The 14,265-nt window shown below is 73.9% G+C and carries 16 protein-coding genes and 1 pseudogene; 10 read left to right on the top strand and 7 right to left on the bottom strand.

Features of this window, described 5'->3' with window-relative positions:
• Nucleotides 1–41 precede the first annotated feature (41 nt).
• Both MRQ36_RS21105 and MRQ36_RS21110 read right to left on the bottom strand, forming a co-directional pair.
• Nucleotides 42–936: pseudogene (locus tag MRQ36_RS21105) on the bottom strand (carbohydrate kinase family protein).
• Nucleotides 933–1,862 carry a pseudouridine-5'-phosphate glycosidase gene (locus MRQ36_RS21110; protein ID WP_242797959.1) on the bottom strand — a complete coding sequence of 310 codons (930 nt, stop codon included), beginning with the start codon at nt 1,860–1,862 and terminating at the stop codon, nt 933–935. Before MRQ36_RS21110 ends, MRQ36_RS21105 begins: the two are co-directional and overlap by 4 nt.
• An 87-nt stretch (nt 1,863–1,949) precedes the next feature.
• On the opposite strand from MRQ36_RS21110, the gene MRQ36_RS21115 reads away from it, so the two are divergent.
• From MRQ36_RS21115 to MRQ36_RS21125, 3 genes are all read left to right on the top strand, one after another.
• Entirely contained in the window at nt 1,950–2,168 is a 219-nt protein-coding gene (locus MRQ36_RS21115) for a DUF3039 domain-containing protein (protein WP_210834337.1), read from the top strand.
• A 40-nt stretch (nt 2,169–2,208) separates the two neighbouring features.
• On the top strand, nt 2,209–2,859 hold the full coding sequence (locus MRQ36_RS21120; protein ID WP_242797961.1) for a trimeric intracellular cation channel family protein: 651 nt from the start codon (nt 2,209–2,211) through the stop codon (nt 2,857–2,859).
• A gap of 229 nt (nt 2,860–3,088) precedes the next feature.
• The gene (locus tag MRQ36_RS21125; RefSeq protein WP_242797963.1) at nt 3,089–4,822 is read left to right on the top strand and encodes a DEAD/DEAH box helicase; all 1,734 of its coding nucleotides are present in this window, start codon (nt 3,089–3,091) and stop codon (nt 4,820–4,822) included.
• A gap of 175 nt (nt 4,823–4,997) precedes the next feature.
• On the opposite strand, the gene MRQ36_RS21130 is transcribed toward MRQ36_RS21125, so the two are convergent.
• Together MRQ36_RS21130 and MRQ36_RS21135 are read right to left on the bottom strand one after the other, a co-directional pair.
• Nucleotides 4,998–5,231: a hypothetical protein gene (locus MRQ36_RS21130; RefSeq protein ID WP_242797965.1), complete on the bottom strand. Its 234-nt coding sequence runs from the start codon at nt 5,229–5,231 to the stop codon at nt 4,998–5,000.
• 247 nt (nt 5,232–5,478) lie between these two features.
• Nucleotides 5,479–7,071 carry an RNA polymerase sigma factor gene (locus tag MRQ36_RS21135; protein WP_242797967.1) on the bottom strand — a complete coding sequence of 531 codons (1,593 nt, stop codon included), beginning with the start codon at nt 7,069–7,071 and terminating at the stop codon, nt 5,479–5,481.
• A gap of 287 nt (nt 7,072–7,358) precedes the next feature.
• Here MRQ36_RS21135 and MRQ36_RS21140 point away from each other — a divergent pair, with 287 nt between their 5' ends.
• Nucleotides 7,359–8,180: an inositol monophosphatase family protein gene (locus tag MRQ36_RS21140; protein ID WP_242797969.1), complete on the top strand. Its 822-nt coding sequence runs from the start codon at nt 7,359–7,361 to the stop codon at nt 8,178–8,180.
• A 24-nt stretch (nt 8,181–8,204) separates the two neighbouring features.
• Here the strand turns inward: MRQ36_RS21140 and MRQ36_RS21145 are convergent, their stop codons facing one another.
• Nucleotides 8,205–8,720, bottom strand: a complete 516-nt coding sequence (locus MRQ36_RS21145) for a LytR C-terminal domain-containing protein (protein ID WP_242801268.1) — start codon at nt 8,718–8,720, stop codon at nt 8,205–8,207.
• 434 nt (nt 8,721–9,154) lie between these two features.
• On the opposite strand from MRQ36_RS21145, the gene MRQ36_RS21150 reads away from it, so the two are divergent.
• Nucleotides 9,155–9,451 (top strand): DUF4193 domain-containing protein, encoded by a 297-nt coding sequence (locus tag MRQ36_RS21150; RefSeq protein ID WP_007075406.1) that lies wholly within the window; start codon nt 9,155–9,157, stop codon nt 9,449–9,451.
• A gap of 127 nt (nt 9,452–9,578) precedes the next feature.
• Nucleotides 9,579–10,439 (top strand): hypothetical protein, encoded by an 861-nt coding sequence (locus tag MRQ36_RS21155; protein WP_242797971.1) that lies wholly within the window; start codon nt 9,579–9,581, stop codon nt 10,437–10,439.
• 12 nt (nt 10,440–10,451) lie between these two features.
• Here the strand turns inward: MRQ36_RS21155 and MRQ36_RS21160 are convergent, their stop codons facing one another.
• On the bottom strand, nt 10,452–10,949 hold the full coding sequence (locus MRQ36_RS21160) for a DUF3093 domain-containing protein (RefSeq protein WP_242797973.1): 498 nt from the start codon (nt 10,947–10,949) through the stop codon (nt 10,452–10,454).
• Nucleotides 10,950–11,034: 85 nt separating this feature from the next.
• Here MRQ36_RS21160 and dut point away from each other — a divergent pair, with 85 nt between their 5' ends.
• The 4 genes from dut (at nt 11,035) to MRQ36_RS21180 (ending at nt 13,527) form a co-directional block, all read left to right on the top strand.
• Nucleotides 11,035–11,583: a dUTP diphosphatase gene (dut, locus tag MRQ36_RS21165; RefSeq protein ID WP_242797976.1), complete on the top strand. Its 549-nt coding sequence runs from the start codon at nt 11,035–11,037 to the stop codon at nt 11,581–11,583.
• Nucleotides 11,584–11,608: 25 nt separating this feature from the next.
• The gene (locus tag MRQ36_RS21170) at nt 11,609–12,262 is read left to right on the top strand and encodes a DUF3710 domain-containing protein (RefSeq protein WP_242797978.1); all 654 of its coding nucleotides are present in this window, start codon (nt 11,609–11,611) and stop codon (nt 12,260–12,262) included.
• Nucleotides 12,263–12,466: 204 nt separating this feature from the next.
• Nucleotides 12,467–12,847 carry an OB-fold nucleic acid binding domain-containing protein gene (locus MRQ36_RS21175; protein WP_242797980.1) on the top strand — a complete coding sequence of 127 codons (381 nt, stop codon included), beginning with the start codon at nt 12,467–12,469 and terminating at the stop codon, nt 12,845–12,847.
• Nucleotides 12,844–13,527: a DUF3159 domain-containing protein gene (locus MRQ36_RS21180; protein WP_242797982.1), complete on the top strand. Its 684-nt coding sequence runs from the start codon at nt 12,844–12,846 to the stop codon at nt 13,525–13,527. Before MRQ36_RS21175 ends, MRQ36_RS21180 begins: the two co-directional genes overlap by 4 nt.
• A gap of 46 nt (nt 13,528–13,573) precedes the next feature.
• On the opposite strand, the gene MRQ36_RS21185 is transcribed toward MRQ36_RS21180, so the two are convergent.
• Nucleotides 13,574–14,263 carry a TrkA family potassium uptake protein gene (locus MRQ36_RS21185; protein WP_242797984.1) on the bottom strand — a complete coding sequence of 230 codons (690 nt, stop codon included), beginning with the start codon at nt 14,261–14,263 and terminating at the stop codon, nt 13,574–13,576.
• Nucleotides 14,264–14,265: the final 2 nt, after the last annotated feature.

Raw genomic sequence — 14,265 nt, forward strand, 5'->3', positions numbered from 1 at the left:
CCCGGTCGCCGGGCCCGGTGCGCCCGCCGGGTCCCGGCGCGTCAGACAGCCGGGCGGGCGCCGACGGTGGAGACGGCCAGCGCGCCGAGGTCACCGGCCCGGGCCAGCGCCGCCTCCGGCGAGCCGCCGGCCAGCCAGCTGGTGAGCAGGCCGGCGGCGAAGGCGTCGCCGGCGCCAGTGACGTCGGCCACGGGCACCCGCCGGGCGGGTGCGGCGATGAAGGCGCCGTCGCGGTCCACCCAGACCGCCCCGGCCGCGCCCCGCTTCACCACCACCCGGCGGGCCGCCGCCGACAGCGCCCGCGCCTGCGCCGCCGGGTCCAGCCCACCGGCCAGCACCGTCGCCTCGTCCGTGTTCACCAGCAGCAGGTCGACGCCGCGTACCCAGGTCAGGAAGGCCGCGCGCCGACCCGCCGCAGCGGCGCCGCGGAGGCCGCGTCGACGCTGGTGGTCAGCCGCGCTCGCGGGCGGCGGCCAGCGCCCGCAGCCCCGCGCCGCGCGACGCGGCGTCCAGCAGGGTGTACGCGGACAGGTGCAGGTGGCCGGCGTCGGGTGCCGCGCTCAGCGCGCGGTCGACGTGCCCGGCGGTCAGCCGCAGGTTCGCCCCGCGCTGGCTGACCATGGTCCGCTCCCCGTCGTGGGTGAGCACCAGCACCGTCCCGGTCGGATAGCCCTCGTGCCGGCCCACCGCGCAGTCCACCCCGGCCCGGGTCAGCTCGGCCACCCGGTCGCGCCCCGCCTCGTCGTCGCCGACCGCGCCCACCAGGGTCACCGGTGCCGCCTGCGCGGCGATCCAGGCCGCCGTGTTGGCCGCCTGCCCGCCACCGCTGAAGCGGATCTCGGCGGCGGTGTCCGAGCCGGTGGCGAGCGGCCCGCCGAGCACCGCGACCACGTCGGTGATCACGTCGCCGACGACGACGATGCGGCTCCGGCTCATGCCGCGGTACGCCGGGCCGCCGAGGCGACCGCGATCCGGGCGGCCAGGTCGGCGTTGCGCAGGATGATCCGGACGTTCACCGCCAGGCTGGCACCCTCGGTGGCGGCGTGGAAGTGGGCCAGCAGGAACGGCGTCACCGCCTTGCCGGTCATCCCGTGCCGGGCCAGCAGGGCCAGGCCCTCGGTCAGGGTCCGGTCGTGCAGCGCCGGGTCGAGCTGCTCGTCGACCGGCAGCGGGTTGGCCACGATCAGCCCGCCGTGGTGCACGGCCTGGGCGTCCCGGGCCGCCAGCACGTCGGCCACCTGCTCCGGGGAGTCCACCGACCAGTCCAGGTCGAAGCCGGCGTCGGTGAGATAGAAGCCGGGGAAGCGGCGGGTCCGGTAGCCGACCACCCCGACGCCGAGGGTTTCCAGGCGTTCCAGGGTGGCGCCCACGTCGAGGATCGACTTCACCCCGGCGCAGACCACCGCGATCGGGGTGCGGGCCAGGGTGACCAGGTCGGCGGACTCGTCGAAGGTCTGCGCGGCCTCCCGGTGCACGCCGCCCAGGCCGCCGGTGGCGAAGACGCCGATCCCGGCGGCGGCGGCCACCGCGCTGGTCGCGGCCACCGTGGTGGCACCGTCCGCGCCGGTGGCGGCGGCCACGGCCAGATCGCGTACGGAGAGTTTGCTCACCCCGTCGACGGTGGCGAGCCGGGTCAGCTGCGCGTCGTCCAGGCCCACCACCAGCTCGCCGCCGACCATGCCGATCGTGGCCGGGACCGCGCCGGCGTCCCGGACGGCCTGCTCGATCTGCCGGGCGACCAGCAGGTTGTCGGGTCGGGGGAGCCCGTGCGAGACGATGGTGCTCTCCAGGGCGACGACGGGGCGCCCGTCGCGCAGGGCGTCGGCCACCTCGGTGCCGTAACGGATGTGAAAGTTGGTCACTTCCGTTACGGTACGGCCCGCTCCCGGTCCGGGCCCAGCTGGACCGGTCCCGACCGACCTGCAAAACTGGACCGTTGGAGGTGTGACGTGAGCACAGAGGTTCTCGAGCGTCCCGAGCTGAAGGACGCCGACACCGGCCCGGAGATGTTCCACTACGTCCGCAAGGAGAAGATCGCGGAGAGTGCCGTCATGGGCACGTACGTGGTGGCGCTCTGCGGCGAGACGTTCCCGGTGACCAAGGCCGCCAAGCCCGGATCACCGGTCTGCCCCAAGTGCAAGGAGATCTACGACTCCTGGGGCGAGTGAACCGGGGAGGCCGCCCCGGCGGCCCACGTAACCTGCGGCGGTGACCACCTCCACCGCCCTGCTGCTGGCCGACCTGACCGGCGTGGCCGTCTTCGCCGCCTCGGGCGCCTCCGCGGCGGTGGCGAAGCGGCTGGACCTCTTCGGGGTCGTCTTCGTCGGCGTCGTCGCCGCGCTCGGCGGTGGGATCTTCCGCGACCTGGCGATCGACGAGGTGCCGCCGCTCGCCTTCGCCGACTGGCGCTACGCGGTGGCCGCGGCGGTCACCGCCGCCGCCGTCTTCCGGCTGCACCCCCAGCTCGCCCGGCTGCGCACCACCGTGCTGGTGCTGGACGCCGCCGGTCTCGGGCTGTTCACCGTCACCGGCACCCTCAAGGCCCTCGACGCCCACGTGCCGGCGGTCGGCGCCTGCATGATCGGCATGATCACCGCGATCGGCGGCGGGCTCGGCCGGGACCTGCTGACCGGCGAGATCCCGGTGGTGCTGCGCCGGGAGATCTACGCGGTGGCGGCGCTCGCCGGGTCGATCGTGGTGGCCCTGCTCTCGGCCTCCGGGCACGCCACGGCGGCGACGCTCACCGGGGCGGCGGTCTTCGTCTTCGCGCTGCGCCTGATCTCGCTGCGCCGCCGCTGGTCCGCCCCGGTGCCCACGATGCGCCCACCGCGCACCGGCACCCGCGGCCCGCAGGGCTGAACCGTCGGGCACCGGCACCGTCGTCGCGGTGCCGGATCCGGCACCCGGGGCGGTCGGCCCGGGGTGCCGCGATGTGACCAGCGTGGCGTCGGCTGGGGCGAACCGGCCCCGCTGGTTATGCTGAGTCGGCCTTCGCGGCATCCACTGCGCGGAGGCGTTTTCATGGGCGGCGGTACCCGTGGCCCTCGGCCGGGGTCCGCCATGGTGCGGTCGGAGAGGAGCCTTCGCGGTGGCAGCCCGGACGCCGGTGCTCGAGACGTTCCCGCCCCTGCGGGCCTGGCAGCGCAAGGCGATGGTGGAATACCTGCGCCGGCGCAGCGAGGACTTCACCGCGGTCGCCACGCCCGGCGCGGGCAAGACCACCTTCGCCCTGCGGATCGCCGCCGAGCTGCTCGCCGACGGCACCGTCGAGGCGGTCACCGTGGTCGCCCCGACCGAGCACCTGAAGACCCAGTGGGCACAGGCCGCCGCCCGGGTCGGCATCCAGCTCGACGCCGCGTTCCGCAACGCCGACCTGCACTCCTCCGCCGACTTCCACGGCGCGGTCGTCACGTACGCCCAGGTCGGCATGGCCCCGCAGGTCCACCGTCGACGGACGATGACCCGGCGCACCCTGGTCATCCTCGACGAGATCCACCACGCCGGCGACTCCCGCTCCTGGGGCGACGGGGTCAAGAACGCCTTCGAGCCCGCCGTACGCCGGCTGATGCTCACCGGTACGCCGTTCCGCTCCGACGACAACCCGATCCCGTTCGTCAGCTACGAGCGGGGCGGCGACGGCCTGCTGCGGTCCCGCGCCGACTCGGTCTACGGCTACTCCGACGCGCTGCGCGACGGCGTGGTCCGGCCGGTGCTCTTCCTGGCGTACTCGGGGGAGACCCGGTGGCGCACCAACGCGGGCGAGGAACTGGCCGCCCGGCTGGGCGAGCCGATGACCCAGGACCTCATCGCGCAGGCCTGGCGGACCGCGCTCGACCCGGCCGGCGACTGGATGCCGCAGGTGCTGCGCGCCGCCGACGCCCGGCTGACCGTGCTGCGCAACGCCGGCATGGCCGACGCCGGTGGCCTGATCATCGCCAGCGACCAGCAGACCGCCCGCTCGTACGCGAAGCTGATCGAGCAGGTGACCGGCGAGAAGGCCGCGGTGGTGCTCTCCGACGACCAGGGCGCCTCCGCGCGGATCGCGACGTTCGCGGCGTCCGAGCAGCGGTGGCTGGTCGCGGTCCGGATGGTCTCCGAGGGCGTCGACATCCCCCGCCTGGCCGTCGGCGTCTATGCCACCAGTGCCAGCACCCCGCTCTATTTCGCGCAGGCGATCGGCCGGTTCGTCCGGGCCCGCCGCTCCGGCGAGACCGCCTCGGTCTTCCTGCCCAGCGTGCCGCATCTGCTCGGGCTGGCCAGCGAGATGGAGGCCGAGCGGGACCACGTGCTCGGCAAGCCGAAGGAGAAAGAGGGCTTCGACGACGACCTGCTGGAGCGGGCCCAGCGGGACGACCAGGCCAGCGGCGAACTGGAGAAGCGCTTCGCGGCGCTCTCCGCCACGGCCGAGCTGGACCAGGTGATCTTCGACGGCACCTCGTTCGGCACCGCCGCCCAGTCGGGCACCCCCGAGGAGGAGGAATATCTCGGTCTGCCCGGTCTGCTCACCGCCGACCAGGTCTCCCTGCTGCTCACCAAGCGGCAGGCCGAGCAGCTCGCCGCCCAGCGCCGCCGGGCGGCCGTCCGGACCGCTGAGCCGGCCGCTGACGCCCCGTCGGCCCCGCCCGCACCCTTGAGCGCCGCCCAGCGCCGGGTGGCGCTCCGGCGGCAACTGAACGCCCTGGTGGCCGCCCGGCACCACCGTACCGGCCTGCCCCACGGCAAGATCCACGCCGAGCTGCGCCGACTCTGCGGCGGCCCGCCCAGCGCCCAGGCCACCATCGAGCAACTCGAAGAGCGCATAGCCACCCTGCAAACCCTCTGACCGCCCCCGCCCGACCGACCGCCCCCTTTGCCGGCGGTCGATCATGGGGTTGGCGGCGATGTCGATCTCGAGAAGTGCCGCCAACCCCATGATCGACCCGTGGGTACGGAAAAGCCGACCGGAGGCTCCCTGAGGGGCCTCCGGTCGGCTTTGTCGCGGTTATCCGGGTACGGGTTCAGTTCGCCATCAGATCGGCGCCACGCCAGCTGAACTCCGGGTCCGTCGCGTACTTGACCGTGATCTTCACGAGATCCTCGGCGTACTTGTTCGCGTGGTGCCCACAGAACACCAACTCGCTCCCACCCGACAGCGTGATCCGGAGCTTGCCGGCAGCATTGCAGCGGTCGCACCGTTCATCGGCGGCTGGGGGAGCCACCGTTTCGGGCGGCGGCGTGAGGGTCGGGGTCATCGCCTTCCTCCTCTGGTCGTCACCGATGAACAATCTCTTCGGTCGTTGCTCACCTATCGTGCAACACCCATCCCGGGTCCTGCCTTCCCTGTGTGCCCGCGGGGGACCGAGGTCACACCTGACGGGAAGACAGTGTGCCGTGCACCAAGGGTGCCACGTCAACGATCACAAACGGGTATCCGACCGATCGCCATCGAGTGTTCTACGGCTGGTGATCAAACCGACACGACCGGTTGACGAACACCGGTCAGTCCAGGTAGTCGCGGAGCACCTGCGAACGCGAGGGGTGCCGCAACTTGGACATGGTCTTGGACTCGATCTGGCGGATCCGTTCCCGGGTCACGCCATAGACCTGCCCGATCTCGTCCAGCGTACGCGGCTGGCCGTCGGTCAGGCCGAAGCGCAGGCGCACCACGCCGGCCTCCCGCTCGGAGAGCGTCTGCAGCACCTGCTGGAGCTGGTCCTGCAGCAGCGAGAACGAGACGGCGTCGACCGCGACCACGGCCTCCGAGTCCTCGATGAAGTCACCGAGCTGGCTGTCGCCCTCGTCACCGATGGTCTGGTCGAGCGAGATGGGCTCCCGAGCGTACTGCTGGATCTCCAGCACCTTCTCGGGTGTGATGTCCATCTCCTTGGCCAGCTCCTCCGGGGTGGGCTCGCGGCCCAGGTCCTGGAGCAGCTCGCGCTGGATCCGGCCGAGCTTGTTGATCACCTCGACCATGTGCACCGGGATGCGGATGGTGCGGGCCTGGTCGGCCATGGCGCGGGTGATGGCCTGGCGGATCCACCAGGTGGCGTAGGTGGAGAACTTGTAGCCCTTGGTGTAGTCGAACTTCTCGACGGCGCGGATGAGGCCGAGGTTGCCTTCCTGGATCAGGTCGAGGAAGGCCATCCCGCGCCCGGTGTACCGCTTGGCCAGCGAGACCACCAGTCGGAGGTTCGCCTCCAGCAGGTGGTTCTTCGCCCGCTCGCCGTCGCGCGAGATCCACAGCAGGTCCCGCTGCATCTCGCGGGTGAGCTTCTCCTCGCCCTCCTCGGCGGCGCGCAGCCGCTCGGCGGCGTAGAGGCCCGCCTCGATCCGCTTGGCGAGCTCGACCTCCTGCTCCGCGTTGAGCAGCGGGACCTTGCCGATCTGCTTGAGGTAGGCCCGGACGGAGTCCGCGGAGGCGGTCAGCTCGGCGTCGCGACGCGCCTGCTTGAGCGCCTCGGACTCCTCGTCGTCCCACTCGAAGTCGTTGTCCGTGGCGGACGCGGCGGCGTCGGTCTCGGCGGCCTTGGTCAGCTCGACCGGCTCCTCGACCACCACGTCCTCGATCTCGGCGGCCAGCTCCTCCGGATCGATGTCGCCGTCGGCGCCCTCGCCCTTGGCCGGCTTCGCCCCGGCGGTCTTCGCCGCCACCGTGGCCTTGGTGGCCCGGGTGCTCTTGGTCGCCTTGGCCGGTACGGCGGCCTTCGCGGCCACGCCGGCGGTGGTGGCCTTGCGCGCGGTCGCCTTGCGCGGGGCGGGCGCCGGGGCCTCGTCGGCGGCGGGGGCCTGCTTCGGGGCGGGGGCGGCGGCCTTCTTGGTGGTCTTCGCGGTGGTGGCCCGGGAGGCCGGAGTGGCCGAGCGGGCGGCGGCGACCCGACGACGGGTGCTCGCGGAGCCGTCCACCACCACGGTCACCCCCGCCTCGGAGAGCGCGCGGAGGATCTTCTTGGCCTGGGCCGGGGTCACCTCGGCGGACTCGACGGTGCGCGCGAGCTGGGCCGACGTGAGCTGGCCGCCGGCGCTCTGCGCATGGGCGATCAGCGTGTCGGTGAGCGAGCGAACGTCGGCGCCGGTCTGGCGTGGTTCTGTCACGAATGACCTTCCGGAGGCGAAGAGCGAGCACGGCCGGGGCGTCCCGCGCAGCAGGGAACGCCGTGCCGGACGCTGTCGTTGAGGGACCCCCGTGTCCCGGGCCGGCCGGTCGCTGGCGGTCCGTGGCGCGTGGGCAGGGTGAATTGTAACGCCGTCTGCGGCGATCATCCTGCGCCGCACGGCGTACCGGCGGTGTGGACCGCCGATTCGGCGCAGATGTGGACTTTGTAAGGATGATACCCGCGCACCGGCCGGGAGGTCCCGGACGTGCGGGAAGGGGACGAACCATGAGTCGCTCGGCACCGGGGCCGCAGGAACTGCTGGAGATCGCGATCGAGGTCGCGCGGGAGGCGGCGGCCACGGCGTACCGGATGCGGGTCGAGGGGGTGTCGGTCGCCGCGACGAAGAGCACGGCGACCGACGTGGTGACCGCCGCCGACCGGGCGGTGGAGCGCCAGGTGCTCGACGCGCTGGGCCGGCGGCGACCGGACGACGGGGTCCTCGGCGAGGAGTACGGCGCGGGACAGGGCGGCCCCGTCGGGGCCGGTGGCGTGCGCTGGATCGTCGACCCGATCGACGGCACGGTCAACTACCTGTACGGCCTGCCGTACTGCGCGGTCTCCCTCGCCGCCGAGGTGGACGGGCAGGTGGTGGCCGGGGTGGTCCGCAACATCCACACCGGTGAGGAGTGGACCGCCACCGTCGGCGGCGGGGCCTGGCGGGACGGCGTCCGGCTGCGCTGCTCGGGCGAGACGGACCTGGGCCAGGCCCTGGTGGCCACCGGCTTCGGCTACGACGCCGGCCGTCGTGGTCACCAGGCCCGGGTGGTCGCCGAACTGATCCCGCACGTCCGGGACATCCGCCGGCTGGGTGCCGCCGCGCTCGACCTGTGCCTGGCCGCGGAGGGGCGGCTCGACGCCTACTACGAGAAGGGGCTGGCCGCCTGGGACCTGGCCGCGGGCGGTCTGGTGGCCGCCGAGGCCGGGCTGCGGGTGACCGGACTGGCGGGTCGACCGCCCGGGCCGGACCTGGTCATCGCCGCCCCGCCGGCGCTGTACGAGCCGCTGCACGACCGGCTCGCCGCGCTCGACGCCTCCGGCGGCCCCTGACCCGGCCACCTGCCGGGCCGGCGGCTACTTGTCGATCGGCATCGGGCAGGAGCCCTCCGGCGCGACCGGCGCGCCGAGGTCGCCGAGGGACTGGTTCACCTCGGTGGTGGTGGCCAGCTGCTGGAACCGGTCGCCGAGCACCACGTCCACGACGTCGTCCTTGCGCTTCGCGTCGTACGCCTGGTCGGCCTGGTCGAGGAAGTACGCCCGCAGCAGGTGGGCGGAGCCGGCGCCCTTGGGGCCGTAGCGCAGCACCGCCACGCCGGCGACCCCCTTGCGCTCGTTGCCCTCCTTCTTGACCTGGAACTTCCGGTTGCGGAAGTCGTCGGCCACGCTGCTGGCGAGCCCCGGCTCGTCGGTCGCGTTGTAGACGTTGATCTTGACGTCCTTCTGCTCGCGGAGCCGGACGTCGGCCAGCGGCCAGCCGTCGGGGCAGCCCGCGGCGGTGCCCACCGCGCTCTGCGAGTCGCGGACCACGGCGACGACCACGAAGACCAGGGCGAGGGCCGCCAGCAGACCGACGACAACGAGTGCTCGCACTCGCGCAAAACTCATCTGGGCGCTCCCCGTACTGTGGGTGGGTGGTGGTGGGCGCCGGCGGTCGGGCCGCCCCGCCGGCCGTCGAGTACGCCGCTGAGGTTAACCGGTGTCCGGCCGTCGCGTGGAAACAGTCCGACATGCCGGCGCGCCACCGGGGAACCGGGTAGTACTACCCCTATCTTCGTGTCGCCTGAGTCACATTGGGAACAACTTCGCGTGCAGGGGCGTACATCTCTGCCGCAAGGGCGGTATACATGCCTCGCCCAAAGGGGGGGTAGGTTCCGCGCTCGCGGGGGGAGTTCCTCCGGCGATCCCGGCCCACCGGTCTGCGGGTCGGGTGACCGACACAAATGGTGGCCGGCCGGCGGAACCGAAACAGCGTCGTCCGGCGTTACAACCGGCAGCGACCATATCGATATGGGAGAGTGAAACCGATGGCCACCGACTACGACGCCCCGCGTCGCGACGAGGTCGACCTCGGCGAGGACAGCCTGGAAGAGCTCAAGGCACGGCGGGTCGACTCACAGTCGGGCGCCGTGGACGTCGACGAGGCCGAGGTGGCCGAGAGCTTCGAGCTGCCCGGCGCTGACCTGGCCGACGAGGAGCTCACGGTCAAGGTGCTACCGATGCAGCAGGACGAGTTCCGGTGCGCCCGCTGCTTCCTGGTCCACCACCGCAGCCAGCTGGCGGTCGAGCGGAACGGCGAGCTGATCTGCCGCGAGTGCGTCTGATCCGGACGCAAGTCACCGGCGGCGGCCTCCTCGACGAGGCCGCCGCTGTTCGAGCCGCCGTGCGCCGGTGGCCGGTTGCTGCTTGACTCGTAGCGAGCGGATTCCACGTCGGCGGGAGGGCGGACGGGTGAGCGAGCGCAGCGAGCGGGTCGGCGGACCCGGTGCCGACGGCACGGACGCCCGTACCGGGCCGGACCCGGCGGCGGGCGTCGAGTCGCGCCCGGACGGCGACGGGCGACCGGCCGACGACCTCGGTGCGACCGTCGCCGCGCTGACCGCGGACGACATCGAGCCGGCCCGGCGCCGGCAACTGCTCACCCGGCTGGTCGGGCAGGCCCGGTCCCGGGGCGTCGCCGACCTGTTCAAGCCGCGCTCCGCCGTCCGGTGGCTGGTCGACACCGTCGCCGAGGTGGCCCCGCACGTGCCGGTCCGCGACCTGGCCACGCTGCGCCGCCACTTCCCCGGCCTGGACGACGAGGCGATCGCCGAGCGGCTGGTCCGCAACGCCGCCCGGACCACCGCCGGGATCGGCGCCGCCGGGGGCGGGGTCGCCGCGGTCGAGTGGACGGTCGCCCCCACCCTGCTCTCCGCGCCCGTGCTGCTGGCCGCCGAGACGGTGGCCGTGGTGGCGGTCGAGCTGAAACTCATCGGCGAGCTGCACGAGGTGCACCGGGTGCCGCTGCCCACCGGCGGGACCCAGCGCGCCGTCGCCCTGGTGCAGTCCTGGGCGAGCCAACGGGGCATCAACCCGATGATGCCGGGGGTGGGGGTGAGCGCGGTGCTCGGCACCGCCGCCCGCAAGGAGCTGCGCGACACCCTGCTCAAGCGCTTCGGTCGCAACCTCACCACGCTCGGGCCGTTCCTCACCGGTGCCGCGGTCGCCAGCTATCTCAACCGCCGGGCCACCCGGACGCTCGCCGACCAGCTCCGCCGGGACCTGCGCCGCACGGGCCGGGACCTGCCCGGGTCGCGCCGCGAGCTGCGCTGACGGGTCGACCGGTCAGCCGGCGTCCCGGGCCGCGCCGAGCGCGGCGGCCAGCTCGACCGGGTGCCGGGTGCTGACCACCCAGAACGGGGTCGGGTCGGCCGGGTCGTCGAGCACCACCTGGACCGCGCCGCCGATCCACGGCCGCTGCACCACGAAGGCGAGCGGATCCCCGCCGACCCCCAGCACCTCGCGCCGGCCGGCCGCGTCCAGCGGGACCACGTCGGCGACGTACCGCACCGGGAGGCGGGCGTCGTCCACCCGCAGCTCGCCGTCGGCGACGGCGACCCGGATCCGGCCCAGCCAGGCCAGGGCGACCACGGTCGCCGGCAGCAGCACCACGAAGGGCAGCCAGGCCCGCGCCCCCGTCGCGCCGAGCCACAGCTCGGCCGCGAGCAGCCCGGCGACCGCCAGCCCGGCCGGCCACCACCACCAGGGCACGGTGAGCCGCTCCGCGTACGCCCGGGGGACGGCCGGGGCCGGGGCGGGGGTCGGGGACGGCGACTGGCTCACAGTCCGAGGGTACGGCGCACGACCGGCCCGCCAACCGGCAGGATGGCAGGGTCACCCCGCGAGGACCGGACGGAAGAGGAAGAGCGTGACGAACGTACCCGTGCCCGTACGCCGGCTCGATCCGGAGCTGCCGCTGCCGGCGTACGCCCATCCCGGCGACGCCGGCGCGGACCTGGTGGCCGCCGCGGACGTCGAGCTGCCCCCGGGCGGGCGGGCCCTGGTCCCCACCGGTGTGGCGATCGCCCTCCCCGAGGGTTACGTGGGCCTGGTCCATCCCCGCTCCGGGCTGGCGGCCAGGCTCGGCGTGACGGTCCTCAACGCGCCCGGTACGGTCGACGCCGGCTACCGGGGTGAGATCCTGGTCAACCTGATCAATCATGATCGGGACGTGCCGGCGAAGATCAGCCGGGGCGACCGGATCGCGCAGCTCGTCGTCCAACGGGTGGAACGGGCCGAGTTCCAGCCGGTGACCGAGCTGCCCGCGTCCCGGCGGGGCGCCGGCGGCCACGGGTCGACCGGCGGGCACGCCGGGCTCGTCCCGTCCCCCGGCGCGGCGGACGGACGGCGGGACGCGCCGGTCGGGCGCGAATCGCCGGACCGGGCGGACGAGCGTACGGAAGAGGTGGCAGGGTGAGTGCGAACAGCGGAGGGTGGGCACAGTGATCTTCTCCCGAAAGCGGGCCGAGACCGGTCGGCACGCGCGTGACGAGCGGGCCACGGAGGTCCTCGACTCCCCGGCGGAGTCGGTGCCGTCCCGCGGTCCGTACGACGTCTCCGAGGCGCCGGGCGACGTGCCCCGGCTCGACCTGGGCAGCCTCCAGATCCCGGCGGTGCCGGAGGTCGAGGTGCGCGTCCAGGCCGACCCGCAGGGCGTGATCCAGCAGGTGGTCCTGGTGCACGGCGAGAACGCGCTCCAGCTCGGCGTCTTCGCCGCACCCCGCTCCGAGGGCATCTGGGACGAGGTGCGCGAGGAGATCCGGCAGTCGCTGTTCACCGACGGCGCCGCCGCCCAGGAGGTCGAGGGGGAGTACGGCACCGAGCTGCACGCCCGGGTGCGGACCCCCGACGGCATCACCGACCTGCGCTTCGTCGGCATCGACGGGCCGCGCTGGATGGTCCGGGGCGTCTACCAGGGCGCCGCCGCCACCGACCCGGCCGCCGCCGGGCCGCTGGCGATCTGCCTCGACGGCCTGGTGGTCGACCGGGGGCAGGAGGCGAAGCCGGTCCGTGAGCCGCTGCCGCTGCGGCTGCCCCGCGACATGGCCGACCAGGCCAACCCGGAGAACCCGGCACCCGGCCAGCGCGAGGCCTGAGTTTCCGACCCGTCGGGCCCGGAACCGTCGGCGCAGGCCGGCGGGCTCCGGGCCCGACGTGCGTCCACCGGCCGGCCCGGTCCGCGGCGACGCCGGCTCCGCCCGGCGGCCGGATCGGCGTACGCTGGCGGGACGGTTCCGGCATCCCGGGGCCGCAGCGGTGCCGGTGCGACCGGCCGGCGTGGAGAGGGTGACGCGGAGGTCATGACGACCGACGAGGGCCGGGTGTCGCTGCGGCGGCTGTTGAAGCGGCTCACCGCGAGCGAGGCCGAGATCGAGGCGCAGGAGCTGCGCCGGGAGAGCGCCCAGTCCGGCGGCACCCCCGCCCACGACTGCTGCCGGGGTCAGGTGGTCTCGGTGGCCGGGCGGCTGCGCACGGTGGTCTACACGCCCCGGACCAACCTGCCGACCCTGGAGGCGGACCTCTACGACGGCAGTGACGTGGTGACGCTGGTCTGGCTGGGCCGGCGACACATCGCCGGGATCGAGCCCGGCCGGCACCTGACCGCCCACGGCCGGGTGGCCGTGCGGGACGACCGCAAGGTGATCTACAACCCGTACTACGAGCTGGAGTCGCCGAAGTGACGACCGGACAGCACCGGGCGGCCGGGCCCGAGGCGGACCCGCAGGAGGACGAGCGGCTGCCCAGCCTCACCGAACAGATGGCCGACCAGCTCGGCGGCTGGCGGGGCCTGGTCGAGTCGAGCATCCCCGTGGTGGTCTTCGTGATCGCCAACGTCCTCGGCGAGCTGCGCCCCGCGGTGATCGCCTCGGTGGTGGTGGCGCTGCTCATCGCCGGGCTGCGGCTGGTCCAGCGCCGCCCGGTGCGGCACGCCGTCAACGGGCTGGTCGGCATCGCCTTCGGCGCGGCCATCGCCTGGCGGACCGGCGACGAGCGGGACTTCTACCTCCCCGGCATCCTCTACGGCATCGGCTACGGCCTGGCCCTGCTGGTCTCGGCCGCGATCCGGCAGCCGCTGGTGGGCTGGATCTGGTCGGTGCTGGTGGCCAAGGGCCGCTCCGAGTGGCGGGACGATCCGCGCCTGGTGCGTACCTTCACCCAGCTCACCGTGCTCTGGGGGGTGGTGTGGCTGGCCAAGGTGGGCGTGCAGGCCGGGCTTTACCTGGCCCACCAGGACACCGCGCTGGGCGTGGCCCGGCTCGCACTGGGCTACCCGCCGTACGCGCTGCTGCTGCTGATCACCGTCTGGACGGTGCGCCGGGTGACCCGGGAGACTGCGCCGGCGCCGCTGCCCGGCGCCTGAGACCGGGACCGCCGGCCGCCCGAGCGGCCGGCGGCGGTCGTTCCGCTCAGCCGGTGCCGCGGGTCCGCTCGACGCTGTCCGCGCCGAGGATCACCGCCCGCACCTCGTCCTCCACCGCGGCGGTGCACACGAAGATCAGCTCGTCGGCGGCCTCGATCGGGTCGTCCGGGCTGGGCACCAGGACCCGCTTGCCGCGCAGGATCGCCACCAGGGCGGCGTCCCGGGGGATCGGCACCGCGTGGATCGGTTGGCCGACGTAGGGCGCGGTGGGCGGCAGGGTGATCTCGACCAGGTTCGCCTCGCCCTGCCGGAAGGTCATCAACCGGACCAGGTCGCCGACGGTCACCGCCTCCTCGACCAGGGCGGCCATCACCCGCGGCTTGCTGACCGCCACGTCGACGCCCCACTGGTCGGTGAAGAGCCACTCGTTCTCGGCGCGGTTGACCCGGGCCACCACCCGGGGCACCGCGAACTCGGTCTTGGCCAGCAGCGACACCACCAGGTTGACCTTGTCGTCGCCGGTGGCGGCGACCACCACGTCGCAGCCCGCGACGTTGGCCTCCTCCAGGCTGGCCAGCTCACAGGCGTCGGCGAGCACCCATTCGGCGGCCGGCACCCGGTCCGGGCGGAGCATCCGGGGCTGCCGCTCGATCAGCATCACCTGGTGGCCGTTGTCGATCAGCTCCTGGGCGATCGACCGGCCCACGTTGCCGGCGCCGGCGATGGCGATCCGCATGC

Origin of the sequence: Micromonospora sp. R77, from assembly GCF_022747945.1 — a bacterium.
In the GTDB taxonomy this organism is placed as follows: domain Bacteria; phylum Actinomycetota; class Actinomycetes; order Mycobacteriales; family Micromonosporaceae; genus Micromonospora.

Bases quoted from the DNA above. Each gene is read 5' to 3' on its own strand.
- MRQ36_RS21130 (WP_242797965.1), bottom strand. From the start codon at position 5,231: ATGACCCCGACCCTCACGCCGCCGCCCGAAACGGTGGCTCCCCCAGCC.
- MRQ36_RS21185 (WP_242797984.1), bottom strand. From the start codon at position 14,263: ATGCGGATCGCCATCGCCGGCGCCGGCAACGTGGGCCGGTCGATCGCC.
- MRQ36_RS21150 (WP_007075406.1), top strand. From the start codon at position 9,155: ATGGCCACCGACTACGACGCCCCGCGTCGCGACGAGGTCGACCTCGGC.
- MRQ36_RS21175 (WP_242797980.1), top strand. From the start codon at position 12,467: ATGACGACCGACGAGGGCCGGGTGTCGCTGCGGCGGCTGTTGAAGCGG.
- MRQ36_RS21140 (WP_242797969.1), top strand. From the start codon at position 7,359: ATGAGTCGCTCGGCACCGGGGCCGCAGGAACTGCTGGAGATCGCGATC.